Origin of the sequence: Acerihabitans sp. (assembly GCF_036398755.1) — a bacterium.
GTDB lineage: Bacteria > Pseudomonadota > Gammaproteobacteria > Enterobacterales > Enterobacteriaceae > Acerihabitans.
In genome coordinates this window covers 1-14,653 of the sequence record NZ_DASWOM010000021.1, presented here as the reverse complement: position 1 = coordinate 14,653, position 14,653 = coordinate 1, and the positions used below count along the sequence as shown (strand labels likewise).

13 protein-coding genes are annotated in these 14,653 nt (G+C 58.2%); 3 read left to right on the top strand and 10 right to left on the bottom strand.

What is annotated here, in order from left to right:
• The first annotated feature begins 170 nt into the window (after nt 1-170).
• Nucleotides 171-386 carry a hypothetical protein gene (locus tag VGC33_RS04570; protein WP_331119524.1) on the top strand — a complete coding sequence of 72 codons (216 nt, stop codon included), beginning with the start codon at nt 171-173 and terminating at the stop codon, nt 384-386.
• Nucleotides 387-741: 355 nt separating this feature from the next.
• Here VGC33_RS04570 and mglC read toward each other — a convergent pair whose 3' ends face one another.
• The 10 genes from mglC to VGC33_RS04520 all read right to left on the bottom strand — a co-directional run bounded on the left by mglC (nt 742) and on the right by VGC33_RS04520 (nt 12,701).
• Entirely contained in the window at nt 742-1,752 is a 1,011-nt protein-coding gene (gene mglC / locus VGC33_RS04565) for a galactose/methyl galactoside ABC transporter permease MglC (RefSeq protein ID WP_331119521.1), read from the bottom strand.
• A gap of 17 nt (nt 1,753-1,769) precedes the next feature.
• Complete coding sequence (mglA, locus tag VGC33_RS04560; RefSeq protein WP_331119519.1) at nt 1,770-3,290, bottom strand: galactose/methyl galactoside ABC transporter ATP-binding protein MglA; 1,521 nt, start codon at nt 3,288-3,290, stop codon at nt 1,770-1,772.
• A gap of 70 nt (nt 3,291-3,360) precedes the next feature.
• Nucleotides 3,361-4,362 (bottom strand): galactose/glucose ABC transporter substrate-binding protein MglB, encoded by a 1,002-nt coding sequence (mglB, locus tag VGC33_RS04555; RefSeq protein ID WP_331119517.1) that lies wholly within the window; start codon nt 4,360-4,362, stop codon nt 3,361-3,363.
• 182 nt (nt 4,363-4,544) lie between these two features.
• Nucleotides 4,545-5,585 carry an HTH-type transcriptional regulator GalS gene (galS, locus tag VGC33_RS04550; RefSeq protein WP_331119515.1) on the bottom strand — a complete coding sequence of 347 codons (1,041 nt, stop codon included), beginning with the start codon at nt 5,583-5,585 and terminating at the stop codon, nt 4,545-4,547.
• Between the two features lie 500 nt (nt 5,586-6,085).
• Nucleotides 6,086-7,171, bottom strand: a complete 1,086-nt coding sequence (gene pmrB / locus VGC33_RS04545; protein ID WP_331119513.1) for a two-component system sensor histidine kinase PmrB — start codon at nt 7,169-7,171, stop codon at nt 6,086-6,088.
• A complete protein-coding gene (gene pmrA / locus VGC33_RS04540) occupies nt 7,168-7,845 on the bottom strand; it encodes a two-component system response regulator PmrA (RefSeq protein ID WP_331119510.1) in 678 nt (225 codons plus the stop codon). Before pmrA ends, pmrB begins: the two co-directional genes overlap by 4 nt.
• Nucleotides 7,826-9,493 (bottom strand): phosphoethanolamine transferase EptA, encoded by a 1,668-nt coding sequence (gene eptA / locus VGC33_RS04535; RefSeq protein WP_331119508.1) that lies wholly within the window; start codon nt 9,491-9,493, stop codon nt 7,826-7,828. The genes pmrA and eptA overlap by 20 nt, the downstream gene beginning before the upstream one ends.
• A gap of 59 nt (nt 9,494-9,552) precedes the next feature.
• Nucleotides 9,553-10,707: a DUF418 domain-containing protein YeiB gene (gene yeiB, locus VGC33_RS04530; protein ID WP_331119506.1), complete on the bottom strand. Its 1,155-nt coding sequence runs from the start codon at nt 10,705-10,707 to the stop codon at nt 9,553-9,555.
• A 60-nt stretch (nt 10,708-10,767) separates the two neighbouring features.
• Nucleotides 10,768-11,433, bottom strand: a complete 666-nt coding sequence (folE, locus tag VGC33_RS04525; protein ID WP_331119504.1) for a GTP cyclohydrolase I FolE — start codon at nt 11,431-11,433, stop codon at nt 10,768-10,770.
• Nucleotides 11,434-11,576: 143 nt separating this feature from the next.
• Nucleotides 11,577-12,701, bottom strand: a complete 1,125-nt coding sequence (locus tag VGC33_RS04520) for a YbfB/YjiJ family MFS transporter (RefSeq protein WP_331119502.1) — start codon at nt 12,699-12,701, stop codon at nt 11,577-11,579.
• A 100-nt stretch (nt 12,702-12,801) separates the two neighbouring features.
• Here VGC33_RS04520 and ptrR point away from each other — a divergent pair, with 100 nt between their 5' ends.
• Together ptrR and fghA are read left to right on the top strand one after the other, a co-directional pair.
• Nucleotides 12,802-13,716, top strand: a complete 915-nt coding sequence (gene ptrR, locus VGC33_RS04515) for a putrescine utilization regulator PtrR (RefSeq protein WP_331119500.1) — start codon at nt 12,802-12,804, stop codon at nt 13,714-13,716.
• Entirely contained in the window at nt 13,716-14,564 is an 849-nt protein-coding gene (gene fghA, locus VGC33_RS04510; RefSeq protein WP_331119498.1) for an S-formylglutathione hydrolase, read from the top strand. The genes ptrR and fghA overlap by 1 nt, the downstream gene beginning before the upstream one ends.
• Nucleotides 14,565-14,653 lie beyond the last annotated feature (89 nt).

Here is a 14,653-nt window from a genome sequence, read left to right as displayed (position 1 = left end):
TCCCGGCGGCTCATCCAGCCGTGACGCGCGCTGCCGGCGCACTCTATGCCGGCACAACGTCAACACCATCGTCTGTGAGTAAAACAGGGGGTTGATGCCCTGCGATATGCACTTACCGGGAACCATTTCAGCATTGATTTTAAGACGTTGGCAACAGCTCTGAATGTTCAATGCTTAGCAGCATCTCAATACCGCATACCCACATTTTAACCCATAGCGACAACGACAGTATTAACGACAACATCAGCTTCAACGACAGCGTCAACATCAACTTCAACTTCAACTTTAACTTCAACTTCAACTTCAACGACAGCTTTGGCGTCAACGTCAACGACAGCATCAGCGACACTGAAGCCCTATATATCACATCACTGACCGCGACATAGGTACCGGCATAAAGCGCGCTGACGACGCCTGTGACCCCGGCATGAGCCGCCGGGAGCGGCGAAAGGCCCGGTAGCGCCGGGAGCGCTAACCGGGCCGGTGCATTACGGGGGCATGGGCGGCGGAAGGCATCGCGCAGCGACGCGCGACCTGCCGGGCGCGGGGAAGTCAAGAAGGGGCGCGCGGGCGCCCCTTCTTGTCGCTTGCCGGCACCCGGCAATCCATATAAATACCGAACGCACGGCAAGCGAAACCCGCACCACGGCAACATAAACTTCAGCCAAGCCGCCCACGAATCCAGCCCCACAGCGCCAGGTAACTCCGCCAAACCGCCAGCGAAATCCCCGCCTTAGCGGATTATTTCTTCTTGGCGTACTTCAGCGAATCCAACGCCACCGCAAAGATAATAATCGCCCCTTTAATAATATACTGCCAATAAGGGTTCACCCCGATATACGTCAGCCCGTAGTTGATAACCGTAAAGATAATGACCCCGGTTACCACCCCCGCCACCGTGCCGACCCCGCCGGCAAAGGATACCCCGCCCACCACGCAGGCCGCGATGGCATCCAGTTCGTACATAAAACCCAGGTTGTTGGTGGCGCTGCCGATGCGCCCCGCTTCCAGCAAACCGCCGAAGGCGTAGAACACGCCGGACAAGGCATAGATCATAATCAGGTTCAGCGGCACATTCACGCCGGAAACCTTGGCCGCTTCCGGGTTGCCGCCGATGGCGAAGATATTTTTGCCAAAGCGGGTCTTGGTCCAGATAACCCAGACAAACAGGATGGCAAACAGTGCATAGAAGGTAATATAAGACAGCTTGAATTCGCCGAAGCGCAGGAACCCTTGGGCAAAAGTGGAGAAATGGGAGTCGAACCCGGCAATCGGCGAGGCGCCGACGATATCGTAATACAGTGAGTTGACGCCATAAACGATAATCATGGTACCGAGTGTGGTAATAAACGGCGTGACGTTAAGATAGGCGATGACCACGCCGTTTATCAGGCCGATAAAGGCGCCGATAACGCAGACCGTCAGGATAACCACCGGGATCGGCAGGGTTTGCATATCCGGAAAGACTTTATTGACGTTGTCCATCGATTGCAGCAGGGTCGCCGACACCACCGCCGCCAGCCCGACCTGGCGCCCGGCCGATAGATCGGTACCCTGGGTAACGATAAGCCCCGCCACGCCGAGTGCAATAATAATACGCACCGATGACTGGGTTAAAATATTGCTTAAGTTTATCAGGCTTAAAAAGGTCGGATCCTGAAAGATAATAATGGCCAGCAGTACCAATAACACCACATAAATACCGCCCTCTTTTAAATAAGTGAGCAGGCTTTTCTTATTTAACGCATTCATAATAAGAACCCTTAGAATTAAAGATGCACGGAAGCAAGACGTAAAATTTCATTTTGCGAAGTGTGTTTCGTTTCCACAATCCCCGCCATCAGACCGTTACTCATTACCAAAATGCGGTCGGTGATCCCCAGGAGTTCCGGCATCTCGGACGAAATAATAATAATACCCTTACCGCGTTTCGCCAGCTCGGTAATCAATTGATAAATTTCAAATTTAGCCCCAACGTCAATCCCGCGCGTCGGTTCGTCCAGCAGCAGGATTTCCGGTTGGGTCAATAACCAGCGGCCTATAATGACCTTTTGCTGATTACCGCCGGACAATGAGCCGATATTGGTCTGATGGCCCGGCGTTTTCACCCGCATGGAATCGATAACCCATTGGATATCGCTTTTCATACGCGAATTATCCAGCAGGCCGATTTTGTTTTTATAATTGCGGATATTGGATATCAGCGAATTAAATCCGACATCCAGATAGGCATAAATACCGGTGGCCCGCCGCTCCTCGGTCACCAGGGCGAAACCATTGTTGATCGCCTCGTTGGCGCTATTGTTCTTGATGGTCTTGCCATGCAGGATGATGGTGCCGGTCACTTTTTCACGAATGCCGAACAGGGTTTCGACAATATCGGTGCGCCGCGCGCCCACCAGTCCGGCGATGCCGAGAATTTCCCCTTTGCGCAGATCAAACGAGATATTGCGGATTGACGGCTGGCGCAGCGAGGTAAGGTTTTTCACCTCAAGAATCACCTCGCCCGGTTCGCCCTCGCGATCGGGGAAGCGCTGGCTGAGCGAACGCCCCACCATCATCGAGATAATCTGGTCCATGGTCAGGCCTTCCACCTGTTGGGTGGAAATCCACTGACCGTCGCGCAGGATGGTAATCTCATCGCACAACTGGAATATTTCCTCCAGCTTATGGGAGATATAAACGATGCCGCACCCGCGCGCCTTTAGCTTGCGGATAATGCTGAACAGATGGTTTACCTCGCGTTCGGTTAACGACGAGGTCGGTTCATCCATGATGACGATTTTGGCATTGTAGGAAAACGCCTTGGCAATCTCGATCATCTGCATTTGCGACACTGACAGGGTGGCCACTTTATCGTAGGGATCGATATTGATGTCCAGCTCGTCAAATATGGTCTTGGTATCGGTGTACATCTTTTTGTGATCGACAAACAGGCCTTTGCGCGGATAGCGCCCCAGCCACATATTGTCCATAACGGTGCGCTGCAATACCAGGTTGAGCTCCTGGTGCACCATGGAAACGCCGTGCTCCAGCGCTTCCTTGGAACTTTTGAAATCGATTTCCTGTCCCTGGAAAATAATACTACCGGAATCTTTTTTATAAATGCCGAACAGACACTTTAATAACGTGGATTTTCCCGCGCCGTTTTCACCCATTAAGGCATGGACGGAGTGGGCGTGTACCTTCAGGTTCACATTATCCAGTGCTTTGACGCCAGGAAATGATTTACTGATATTGTTCATTTCCAGCAGCCATTCGCTCGGCTGTTCGGTCGTAATATCGGCCATAGTTATACCCGGCTAGGATAAGACATAAAAAATCCCCCCATGGGCGTCGGCCTTTTGGGGGGAGTGGGGATTATTTCTTGATAAATTGGGATAAATTATCTTTATCGACGCCGACATAAGGAATACGGACGACTTTATTATCCAGTTTCCAGTTGGTGCCTTCCGCCGCCGGTTTGCCCTCGGCCAGGTTTTTCGCCAGGTCGAAGGTGGCCTTGGCCTGGTTGTCGGCATCGTTCAGCACGGTACCGGCCATGGCGCCGGACTTAACCATCGCCAGCGCTTCCGGCAAGGCATCGACGCCGAACACCGGAATGGCCGACTTGTTGTGGGCTTTCAGCGCTTCCACCGCGCCCATCGCCATGGCGTCGTTGTTAGCGATTACCACTTCAATCTTGTTGGCGTTGGGGCCTGACATCCAGGCGTCGGTTTTATCCTTGGCCTGGGCGGTGTCCCACATGGCGGTATCAAGCTGTAGCTGCTGGACCTTGATCTTTTCCTGATCGGTCAGGGTCTTGACCACGTAGGCGGTGCGCGCTTCGGCATCGGGATGGCCCGGCTCGCCTTTGAGCAACACATACTGGATCACGCCGTCTTTATTCAAATCCCATTCCGGATGCGCTTTCCAATGCTTGGCGATAAGCTCGCCCTGGATGATGCCCGATTGCTTGGACTCGGTGCCGACATAATAGGCCTTGTCATAGCTGTCCAGGTCTTTACGGCTGGGTTCTTTATTGTAGAACACCACCGGGACATTGGCGCCGCGCGCTTTTTCAATGATAACCGGCGCGGCGGCGGGGTCGACCAGATTAATCGCCAGGGCTTTGACGCCCTTGGCAATCAACACATCCACCTGGTCGTTCTGTTTGGACTGATCGTTTTGCGAGTCGTTCATCAGCAACTGCACGCCTTTGGCTTCCTTGGCGTCTTTTTCAATCGCCTTGCGGACCACCGACATGAAGTTATCGTCGTATTTATAAATAGTCACCCCAATGCGGGTATCGGCGGCGTGGGCGGCGACGGACAGCAACAGGCCGGTTGCCAGAGCGGTAAGGGTTAATGCCTTCTTATTCATTAGTTTCTCCGGAAATATGTAGGTTTACTCAAAGGCAGACAAATTCCTTCCCTGGCTTCACCGACGTCCATGTACGAAAAGCCCCCGCAATGTTGACCTGATAGCATTGTGAGGGAATAACACCATAAGCATAGAGGGATCAATGTTAAGAAACTGTGAATATTCTCACAGTTTGGAAGCGGTTACATCTCATCTTCTGAAGACGACGCGATCGCCGCCACATTTTTCCACGGCGCCACGGAATGACGCCGCACCAGCGTCGGCATAAAAAGATGCGTTTGCTGCTGGTCGATTTTGCCCGCCGTGCCAAGAAGCGCCAGTTCGGTGGCCGCGACCGCCATGGCGAATATGGGATAGCGCACGGTGGTGAGGTTGGGGCTGGTGTAGCGGGAAATGGGAATATCGTCAAACCCCACCACCGAAAACTGCGTCGGTACCGCGATACCGTTTTCTTTCAGGGTCGCCAGCGCCCCGACCGCCATGCCGTCATTATAGACGAACACCGCCGTCAGCTGCTGGTTGCGCCCCAGCAGCTCCACCATGCCCTCTTCGCCGCCCTGCAGGTCCGGCGAGCAGAACGCCTGCCAGCTTTGCGGCGGCGCGATGCCCTCTTCCGCCATGGCCTGGAGGTAACCCTGGCGTCGCTGCCGCTCATCCTCGATGGGATGGTTAGAGCCGATATAGCCTATCTGCCGGTGCCCCTGCTTTAACAGGGTACGCGTGGCCATCAGAGCGCCGCTGACGTTATCCAGTCCCACGCAGCGGTGCTCAAAGCCCGGCAGTATGCGGTTAATCAATACCATGCCCGGCTCGCGCACCATAAAGGGGATCATCTCCTCGTCGGAGAGAATTTTGGCATGGACCACCAGCGCGCTGCAGCGCTGGCGGATCAGCACTTCAATGGCATGGCGCTCTTTGTCCGCCTGATGATAACTGTTGTTAATCAATACATTTTTTTTATGCCGCTGCGCCACGGTGTCCACCGCTTTCACCAGGGCGCCGAAAAACGGATCGGATACGTCCATCACCACCACGCCGATGGTATCGCTGATTTGCGTGGCCAGCGCCTGCGCGTTGGCGTTAGGGCGGTAGCCCAGCTCCTTGACCGCTTTCATCACCTTGTCGCGGGCTTCCTTGCTGGCGATAGCGCTGTCGTTTAATACCCGTGACACCGTCGCCACCGATACTCCGGCCAACCGCGCCACATCACGAATAGTGATCATTTCATCCCCTGTTAATGGTGCTTTTCGCCCAGGCTATCTCGACCAAACCGGCGGGCATTGATGGATCATGCCCTCCTGACGCTCCTGATTGTCATAACACTTATGAAACATAAGACGCTATCCTAACCGGTTTAGCCTTAACACAGCGTGAATCAGGTCACAGGACCGAAACCGTTTACATCCATAAGGGAAATATTGCCTGGCGGGCGAACCGGGAGGCGATGGCCGGGTTGGAATGATAAGCGATGGGCGTAGGTGAGGCATATCTCCTGGCGGGCGAACTCTGACGCGTTGGCGGCATTGGAATCATAAGCGAGGGGGAGATTAGTGGATGTTGTAACTAAGGGCGGGCTTTTTTTTTATCTACGGCCATCGTACCACGAAATCACGCGTATTTATCGCGGCGGCGGTTTTTTTGGCACCAGGGAAGCGATGCCGCGTCCAGGCGCCGGCGTCCGGGCAATCCGATTAACGGCCCGCGGTGGATGGCTTATGGCCGCCTACCCCGGCCCGCCCAGGTAGAGCCGGGCGATGGTGCCGGAACGGTCGTCGCGGTTGACCAGCTCGAAGCGGCCGTTATGCAGCTGCGCGATGCGGGTGACGATGCTCAGTCCCAGGCCGATGCCGTTATAACGCTGATCCATGCGCACGAATTCCCGGGTCAGTTCCACCGCTTTCGCCGGGTCGACGCCCGGCCCTTCGTCGGAAACCTGCAGCCAGATGCCGTTAGCGCCGTCCTGCCTGAGTTCCACGCCGATGACGCTGTCCGCCGGGCTATAGCGATGGGCGTTTTCCACCAGGTTGCGCAGCAACAGGCGCATCAGGACGGCGTTGCCCTGGAATACAATCTCCGTTTCCGGAAGGCCCCATTGCAGCCGCTGTCCGCGCTGTTCCACCATCTCGTTCAGTTCGCATTGCTGCGGGATGACCACATCGTCCCGGAACCGGACCGTCTGGTAGTGACCGGAGGAAAAATCGTGGCGGATGCGCGCCAGCAGCAGCAACTGCTCGACGGTATAGGACATATTGTCCACCCGCTCGATAAGCGGCTGGCAGTCGATGCCGTACTGTTTCTCCTGTACTTCCAGGTGCAGCCGGATGCCTGACAGCGGTGTGCGCAGTTCATGGGCCACATCCGAGGTGAACTGCCGGTCCTGCTGCAGGGTGGCGTTAAGGCGGAACAACAGCTGGTTCAGGCTGCGGGTAACGGCTATCACCTCGCGGATATTGCCGTGTTCCGGCAGCGGCGCGAAGTTTTCCGCGCCGCGCGCGCCAAGCGCGTCCTGCAGGCGGGACAGCGGCAGGGTTATCCAGTTCACCGCCTGGAAACAGAACAACAGCGTGAAGATAATCATCATCAGCGACGGCACGCTGAGCGCGGCGATGGCCTCGCGTATTTCCTGGTTGACGTGCTCGTTGCGCACGTTTTCCGCCAGGGTGTGGTTGACCAGCAGGTCGATTTGCTCTTTGCTTTCATGCCACAGCCAGATGACGGTAATCAGCTGGCAGCAGAGCAGGATAATGCCCAGCACCACGATAAGGCGCCAGCGCATACTGGTCATCGGGCCGTTGGCGGCGGCTTTCAAGACGGCGCGTCCGCGGCGGATTTGGTCAGCAGGTAGCCGAACCCGCGCAGGGTGCGGATGCGGTCTTTGCCGATTTTCGCCCGCAGGTTGTGGATATGGACCTCAAGGGAGTTGGATGAGGGATCGTCATCCCAATTGTAGAGATCCTGATGGAGGATTTCGCGGTGGATCCGGTGTCCCGCCCGCAGCATCAGCCGGGAAAGAATGGCGAATTCCTTCGGCGTCAGTTCGATATTCTTGCCGTCCAGCGTCACTTCATGGCTGTTCAGGTCGAGTGAAATATTATCCACCCAGAGCTGGTTATTACTTTTGCCCTGGTGGCGGCGGATGATGGCGCGCACCCTGGCCAATAGCTCGCTTAGGGCAAACGGCTTGACCAGGTAGTCGTCCGCGCCCAGGTTCAGGCCGCGCACCCGTTCGTCGAGGCCGTCGCGCGCGGTCAGGATCAGCACCGGCACGTCATTGCCGGCCCGGCGCCAGAGATTGAGCAGCGACATGCCGTCGCCGTCCGGCAGCCCCAGGTCCAGCACCGCCAGGCTATAGGCGGTGCTGGCCATAAAATGTTCCGCGTCGCGCAGGCTGCCCGCGCAATCGTTGGCGTAGCCCTCCTGCTGCAGTGCCATCCGCAGGCCGTCCTGCAATAACGTGTCGTCTTCAATGATCAGAATTTTCATGCAGCGCTTCCCGGCAGGGTTGTAAAACATCGAGATCCGGCTGATAGAGTTGTGTTTTAACGTTAACCAGGCCAAGCAACGTTGAAAAGAGATTATCCTGTGAGTAGGCCTGTCGCGCCGCCCGGTTACGCAGGCAGTCTTCCCGGACGGCATTCGCCTGGAGGTAATCCGGCGACAGCCACATCAGCATCGGGATATGGGTTTGCTGGGCCGGCGCCACGGCGTAAGGCATACCGTGCAGATAAATGCCGTTCTCGCCCAGGGATTCGCCGTGGTCCGACAGATACACCATGGCGGTATTAAACCTATCGCCATGAGCTTGCAGCAATTTTATGGTCTTATCAAGCATGTCGTCGATGTAGACAATAGTATTGTCATAAGTGTTAACCAGCGCCTGGTTCGAGCAGGTTTGAATCTCGTTGGTATCGCAAGTGGGCGCAAACGCGGCGGCGGATTTGGGGTAGCGCTGATAGTAGGTCGGGCCGTGGCTGCCGACGGTATGCAGGACGATAACCGTATCGTCGGCGCGCGCGTCGATATAGCTGTCCAGGTTGCGCAGCAGGGCTTCATCCAGGCAGACGCCTTCGGCGCAAAGTTCGGGCAAATGCCAGGCGCTGAGCTGTTCGGTCGGCACCCGCAGGCAGACATCCTTGCAACCGCCGTCGTTTTCCCGCCACAGCACATCCACCCGCGCCCGCTGGATGATATCCAGCGCGTTGCTCTGGCCGTCGGCCTTTTCGCCGTCATACAGCCTGCGGGTCATGCCGGAAAACATGCAGGGTACCGATACCGCCGTGGCGGTGCCGCAGGACGTGGTGTCCGGGAAATAAACGACGTTGTCCGCCGCCAGTTTGGGATTGGTCGGCTTGCCGTAGCCGCCCAGGGAGAAATCCTGCGCCCGCGAGGTCTCGCCCACCACCACGATAACCAGGTTCTTTTTATGATTGTCATGGGCCATGGGGACGATGTGCGCGTCCTGGCCGCGCTCGACGAACGGCCCTTTTTTAATGTAGTCATGTTTGTAATAGGAATAGCCGCCCAGCACCATGTCGCTGGGGACCAGGTTTTTGACCAACTGCTGGTTGTTTCTCATCAGCGAGGCATAGTCTTTGTAAAAAAAGGTGGCCACCAGCGCGATAACACACAGAGATACCAGGATATTGAGGAAATACAGGCCGATACTCGACCAGGAGATCGCCACCGGCTTGACCTTGATCCACAGCACCAGCAGCGAGGGCAGCAGGCCGTAAACCACAAAAAACAGCGCCAGGCGCGGCGTCAGCAGGGCGGCGCTTTCCACCATCGTGGTATCAAGCGTGTTCTGGACCATGCCGCGATCGATGATGATGCCGTAGGCCTGCATAAAATACTGCGCCAGGGCGTCGCTGAAAAACAGCAGGATGACCAGGGGCTTGCGCAGGTAGGGCAGCAGGATCAGGCTGAATACCAAATTGAGCGCAAACAGCAGGGTAATGGGCATGCTCAAAAAAAACAGCAGGTTGTAGCCGGCCGAGATGTCCACGAGTTGCAGGACTTTTTTGAAATAAATGACATTCTGGAAAAAGGTAATCACCAGCGCCACGATGATATTAAAAAACCACGGGCTGACCGTGGGGCGCGGCGCCACTTTAGCGATGTTAAACCACATATTAGGATTTGCTCAGGGAAATATTAACGCCAGTTAACCATGACAGGATTAATGTTACCTTAAGCCCGTGACGAGGCGCCGCCGGTCAGGCGGGTGAGCCGGCGCCAGGCCCATTCCATCGGCCCCTGGGGGAAAAACGTTAGCCATAGGGTGGAAAACAGGATATTGGCCAGCCAGACGGGGGGCACCAGCAGCAGCAGCTCGGTGCGATCCAAGCGCATAAACAGGCCGAACTGATTAAACGCCAGGGTGCACAGCAGGGTTTGCAGCAGATAGTTGCTCAGCGCCATGCGCCCGACGTTGCCGACCCAGCGCGCGATGCGCGAGCCGCCGATGGCGGGCCAGAAACCGTAGCACAGCGCCACGTAGCCGAGCGCCTGGAACGGCGCGCCCAGCTCGCGGGGGATTTGCAGCAGGAATGCGCACCAGTGGTAGTCCCAGCCCAACCGCCACTGCGCCACCACCGACGGCAGGTTAATCATAAGCCCCAGCGGAATAAGCCAGGCCGCCATGCGGCGATAATGTCCGGGACTCCGCTCGCCGGCCAGCCAGCCGCTGCGCATCAGCCCCGCGCCAATCAGCATCGCCCCGGCCAGCAGCCAGCCGTACTGCGCCGCCAGCGACATGAGGCTTGATTCCAATAAGTCCAGGCGTACCCCCCAGGCTTCGGGCCCGCCGGTGGTTAACCAGTAATATTCGTAAATGCGGTCGGCCACGCCGGGCAGCCAGAAACGTCCCGGCGCGGCGCCGGCAAGCATCGCCTGCATCAGCGCCAGGATGCCCAGGCCGATGGCGTACAGGGCGATGCCGGCGCCAATCAGGCGCCTGGGCGGTATATCATGGCGAATGGCGCCCAGGCAGAGCAGGCCCACCAGGCCATAGTCCAGCAGGATATCGCCGTCCCAGAAAAAGATGGCGTGGATAAGCCCAAAGCCCATCAGCCAGAACAGCCGCGATTGTATCCAAAGGCCGCCGCGCGGCAGCAGCATTTGCAGGCCGGCGCCGAACAACAGGGCAAACAGGGTCAGGAACTTGACCTGCGCCACCATGTCCATGATGGCCCAGGTCCAGGCGTCGGCCGCCGAGGGCGCGCCCATAAACGCCGGATTCAGGTAGGCCGCCTTCGGCAGGCCGAAGGCGGTAATATTCATCAGCAGGATGCCGAGAATCGCCATCCCCCGCGCGCAGTCCAGCATGGCGATGCGCTCGCGCATGGGCAACCTCTTTTATCAGACGGCGCGATCCGCGCCGTTACCGCTTAAGTCAGCACCGCATCAGCCGTTATGGTGGCGTACGGCCCGTAAAAATTCCTGGCGGGTATTCTGGCTGGATTTGAATAAGCCGCCCAGGGACGTAGTGGTGGTGCCGCTGGTGGCGTCGCGGATGCCGCGCGCCTTCACGCAGTAATGCACCGCGTCGATGGATACCGCCACGTTAAGGGTGCCGAGCAGGGTTTGCAGCGCGACCAGGATTTGCTGCGTCAGACGTTCCTGCACCTGCGGGCGCTGGGCGAAAAACTGCACGATGCGGTTGATTTTCGACAGGCCGATTACGCTGTCCTTGGGGATATAGGCCACGGTGGCCTTGCCGTCGATAATCACGAAATGGTGTTCGCAGGTGCTGGTCAGGGTGATGTCCCGCACGGTGACCATTTCATCCACCTTCATCTTATTTTGGATCAGGGTGATTTTAGGAAAATTAGCATAATCCAGGCCGGAAAAAATTTCATCGACATACATTTTGGCAATCCGGTGCGGCGTCTCCGCCAGGCTGTCGTCGGATAAATCCAGGTTGAGCAAATTCATTATGGCGGTCATGTGTTCGGCAATTTGCCGTTTGCGGGTTTCCCCATCCAGCACTTCACCGCGCAGGGGCGTTTCAAGACCGCGCGTCATTAAGGCTTCATGTACCAGTGCGGCTTCAGTGGTCAGCGATAGCATACTTTTTCTCCGGCAGGCCTGACTGCTCTTGATATCAACACATCAAGATGCGCCCCCACTCTAGTGGAGAGCGCCGCGTTTATCCAGTGAATGTGTCTAATAGGTCACAGAATTATTGCCGGTTTTACCGTCCCGCCGCCGGTTCAGGGCTGGCGCCAGGCCAGCGCGCCGGCCAGGGCCAGGGCCGCCACCGCCGCCATCAGCGCCGGCTCCAGGCGGCCGGTCAGGCTGCTGGACACCGAGGAAAGCATCGGGCCGGCCAATTGCCCGACCGCGTAGCCGCAGGTCAGCAGACCGGCCATGTAGCGCATATGGTCCGGCGCCTGGCGGCGTGAGCAGGCCAGCGTCAGCTGCACCACGCTTAAAAACCCGCCGCCGGTGAGCACGGCGCCCGCCATCAGGCCGGCGACGCCGGGCATGGCGATCATCAGGCCGACGCCTATGGTCTGCGCCCACAGGGTCAGCGCCAGCCGTTGGCCGGCGCGCAGGCGATGGCGCGTCAGGATGCCGATACCGATGCCCGCCATGCCGGCGGCGCCGAACACCGGCCAGACCCAGTGGCCGGTCTCGCTGCCGGGAAAACGCGCCGACGCCATTTGCGACAGGAAGGTCGCCGGCAGGATATAACCGAAACCGGCCAGGGAGTAGCTCCAGACCAGATTTCTCAGGCTGGGGGTGAGCGCCGGCATGGCGTCGCGCGGTCCCCGGCGCGTCAGCGCGCCGCCTCTGGGCAGATGCGGGCTGATAAGCGCCACCAGCACCAGCGCGGCGATGCCGTAGACCAGCCAGGCGTCGGCGACATTCACGCCGTGGCGATACATGACCAGCGCCAGCAGGCCGCTGACCATGATGCCGGCGCCGGGTCCGGCGAATACCGCGGCGCTGAGCGCCGGGCGGCGCAATTGTACCAGCCGGTCGCCGGTCCAGGCCGCCACCAGCACCATGGCCCACCCGCTGGCCACGCCTATCACCAGACGCAGCAGGCAGTGCGCCAGCAGGCTGTGGGTGATGGCGGAGAACAGGGTGAGGACCACCGCGCCCCACAGCCCAAGCCATAGCCGCTTTTCCAGGCCGTTGCCCGAGCGCATGGCGTCATAGGCGCCTAATAAATACCCCAGGTAGTTACATGTCGCCACTACCCCCGCGCCGGTGAGGGTTAGCTGGCCCGCGCTTATCATCAGCGGAACCTGCGGCGTAAAGGCAAAACGCCCGATGCCCATCGCCACCAGCAGCGCCAGAAAGCCGCTGAGGGCCACTTTTATCGCCATATTCCCTCCGGGGAAAAATCATCTTGCCAATATCATGCACGATCAATAAACTCACGGAAAATGAATAATTCAGACCAACTTAATTACAAATCGAGAAGATATGGATCTGACCCAGTTGAAAATGTTCTGCGCCACCGCCGATACCGGTTCGCTGGCGCGCGCCGCCGAGCTGCTGCATCGCGTGCCGTCCAACCTGACCACACGGCTGCGCCAGTTGGAACGGGAGTTGGGGGCCGATCTGTTTATTCGTGAAAAGCAGCGTCTGCGGCTGTCGCCGATGGGGCATAATTTCCTCGGCTATGCCACGCGCATCCTGGCGCTGAGCGAGGAAGCCGTCAGCATGACGCACGCCGGGGAGCCGGCCGGCAATTTTGCCCTCGGCTCTATGGAAAGCACGGCGGCCATTCGCCTGCCGGCGCTGCTGGCTACCTTTCATCAGCGTTTTCCCAAGGTGTCGCTGTCGCTGGTGACCGGATCTTCGGGGGAGATGGTGGACAGCGTGCGCGCCGGCACCCTGGCCGCCGCCCTGGTGGACGGACCGGTGAACTATCCTGAAATCCACGGTTGTTACAGCTTTGCCGAGAGGCTGGTACTGATTGCCGCCCTTGACCAGCCGTTGATAGAGCGTCCGGCGGATATTGCCGGCAAGACGTTGTTTGCCTTTCGTCCGACCTGTTCTTACCGCCGGCGTTTTGAAGCCTGGTTTGAGCAGCAGGGCGCGGCCCCCGGCCCGGTGCTGGAAATCCAGTCCTATCATACCATGCTGGCCTGTGTTGCCAGCGGCGCCGGCGTCGCCATGTTGCCGCTGGCGGTGTTGCGTCAGTTGCCGGACCGGCAGCGGGTATCGGTGCATGAACTGCCGGCGCAGACCGCCGATGTGGCGACCTGGCTTATCTGGCGCGCCGATGCTTACAGCCCCAATGTGGCGGCGCTGAAAAAAATGATTATGGAGCACTATCCGCCCGCCCCCGGCAACGGGTATGCGCTTACCGATGTGGTTTTGGAGAATGTGTAATGGATACGATGCCTGAGTGTATTGATGAGCACCGGCTGTTTGGCGGCCGGCAATGTCGTTTTCGCCATCTTTCGGCGAGCACCGGCGGCCTGATGACCTATAGCCTGTTCGTGCCGCCCGCCGATCGTCACGCGGCGCCGCCGCATCTGGTGTTCTGGCTATCGGGGCTGACGTGTAACGATGAAAATTTCAGCCAGAAAAGCGGCGCCCAGCGGGTGGCCGCCGAGCTTAACCTGCTGTTGGTGATGCCGGACACCGGTCCCAGAGGCGCGGACGTGCCGGATGACGAAGCTTATGATCTGGGCCAGGGCGCGGGGTTTTACCTTAACGCCACGCGGCAACCGTGGTCCGGGCATTTCCGGATGTTCGATTATGTGGCCGAAGAGCTGCCGGCGTTGGTGCGCCGGCAGTTTGCGGTAAGCGACCGGCAGGCGATCATGGGGCATTCGATGGGCGGCCACGGCGCGCTGATGCTGGCGTTGCGTTTTCCGGGGAGGTTTAGTTCGGCGTCGGCGTTTGCGCCTATCGTGAATCCGGCGGAAGTGCCCTGGGGGCGTAAGGCGTTTAGCCATTATCTGGGCGAGAACGAGCAGGACTGGCGGGAGTATGATAGCTGTTCCCTGCTGGCGGGGGCGCAAGCCGGCGCGCTGCCGATATTGATCGACCAGGGCGATGCCGATCGGTTTTTACCGACGCAGTTACAGCCGGAGAAATTTGCCGATCTGGCGCGGCGAAAGGACTGGCCGCTGACGCTGCGTATTCAGCCGGGTTATGACCATAGCTATTTTTTTATCGCCAGCTTTATCGAGGATCATTTGCGCTTCCATGCGCGGCATTTAAACCAGTAGCCGGCGAATAGTCGGTCATGCAGCCATGCAAACATATGCTAATACATGAGCGCAGCCATCAAGCCATGAGAATTGTTCCCGGTACGCCC

Excerpts from the sequence above, each read along its gene's own strand:
- VGC33_RS04570 (WP_331119524.1), top strand. The coding sequence starts at position 171 with ATGCTTAGCAGCATCTCAATACCGCATACCCACATTTTAACCCATAGC.
- mglC (WP_331119521.1), bottom strand. The coding sequence starts at position 1,752 with ATGAATGCGTTAAATAAGAAAAGCCTGCTCACTTATTTAAAAGAGGGC.
- mglA (WP_331119519.1), bottom strand. The coding sequence starts at position 3,290 with ATGGCCGATATTACGACCGAACAGCCGAGCGAATGGCTGCTGGAAATG.
- mglB (WP_331119517.1), bottom strand. The coding sequence starts at position 4,362 with ATGAATAAGAAGGCATTAACCCTTACCGCTCTGGCAACCGGCCTGTTG.
- galS (WP_331119515.1), bottom strand. The coding sequence starts at position 5,585 with ATGATCACTATTCGTGATGTGGCGCGGTTGGCCGGAGTATCGGTGGCG.
- pmrA (WP_331119510.1), bottom strand. The coding sequence starts at position 7,845 with ATGAAAATTCTGATCATTGAAGACGACACGTTATTGCAGGACGGCCTG.
- eptA (WP_331119508.1), bottom strand. The coding sequence starts at position 9,493 with ATGTGGTTTAACATCGCTAAAGTGGCGCCGCGCCCCACGGTCAGCCCG.
- yeiB (WP_331119506.1), bottom strand. The coding sequence starts at position 10,707 with ATGCGCGAGCGCATCGCCATGCTGGACTGCGCGCGGGGGATGGCGATT.
- folE (WP_331119504.1), bottom strand. The coding sequence starts at position 11,433 with ATGCTATCGCTGACCACTGAAGCCGCACTGGTACATGAAGCCTTAATG.
- VGC33_RS04520 (WP_331119502.1), bottom strand. The coding sequence starts at position 12,701 with ATGGCGATAAAAGTGGCCCTCAGCGGCTTTCTGGCGCTGCTGGTGGCG.
- ptrR (WP_331119500.1), top strand. The coding sequence starts at position 12,802 with ATGGATCTGACCCAGTTGAAAATGTTCTGCGCCACCGCCGATACCGGT.
- fghA (WP_331119498.1), top strand. The coding sequence starts at position 13,716 with ATGGATACGATGCCTGAGTGTATTGATGAGCACCGGCTGTTTGGCGGC.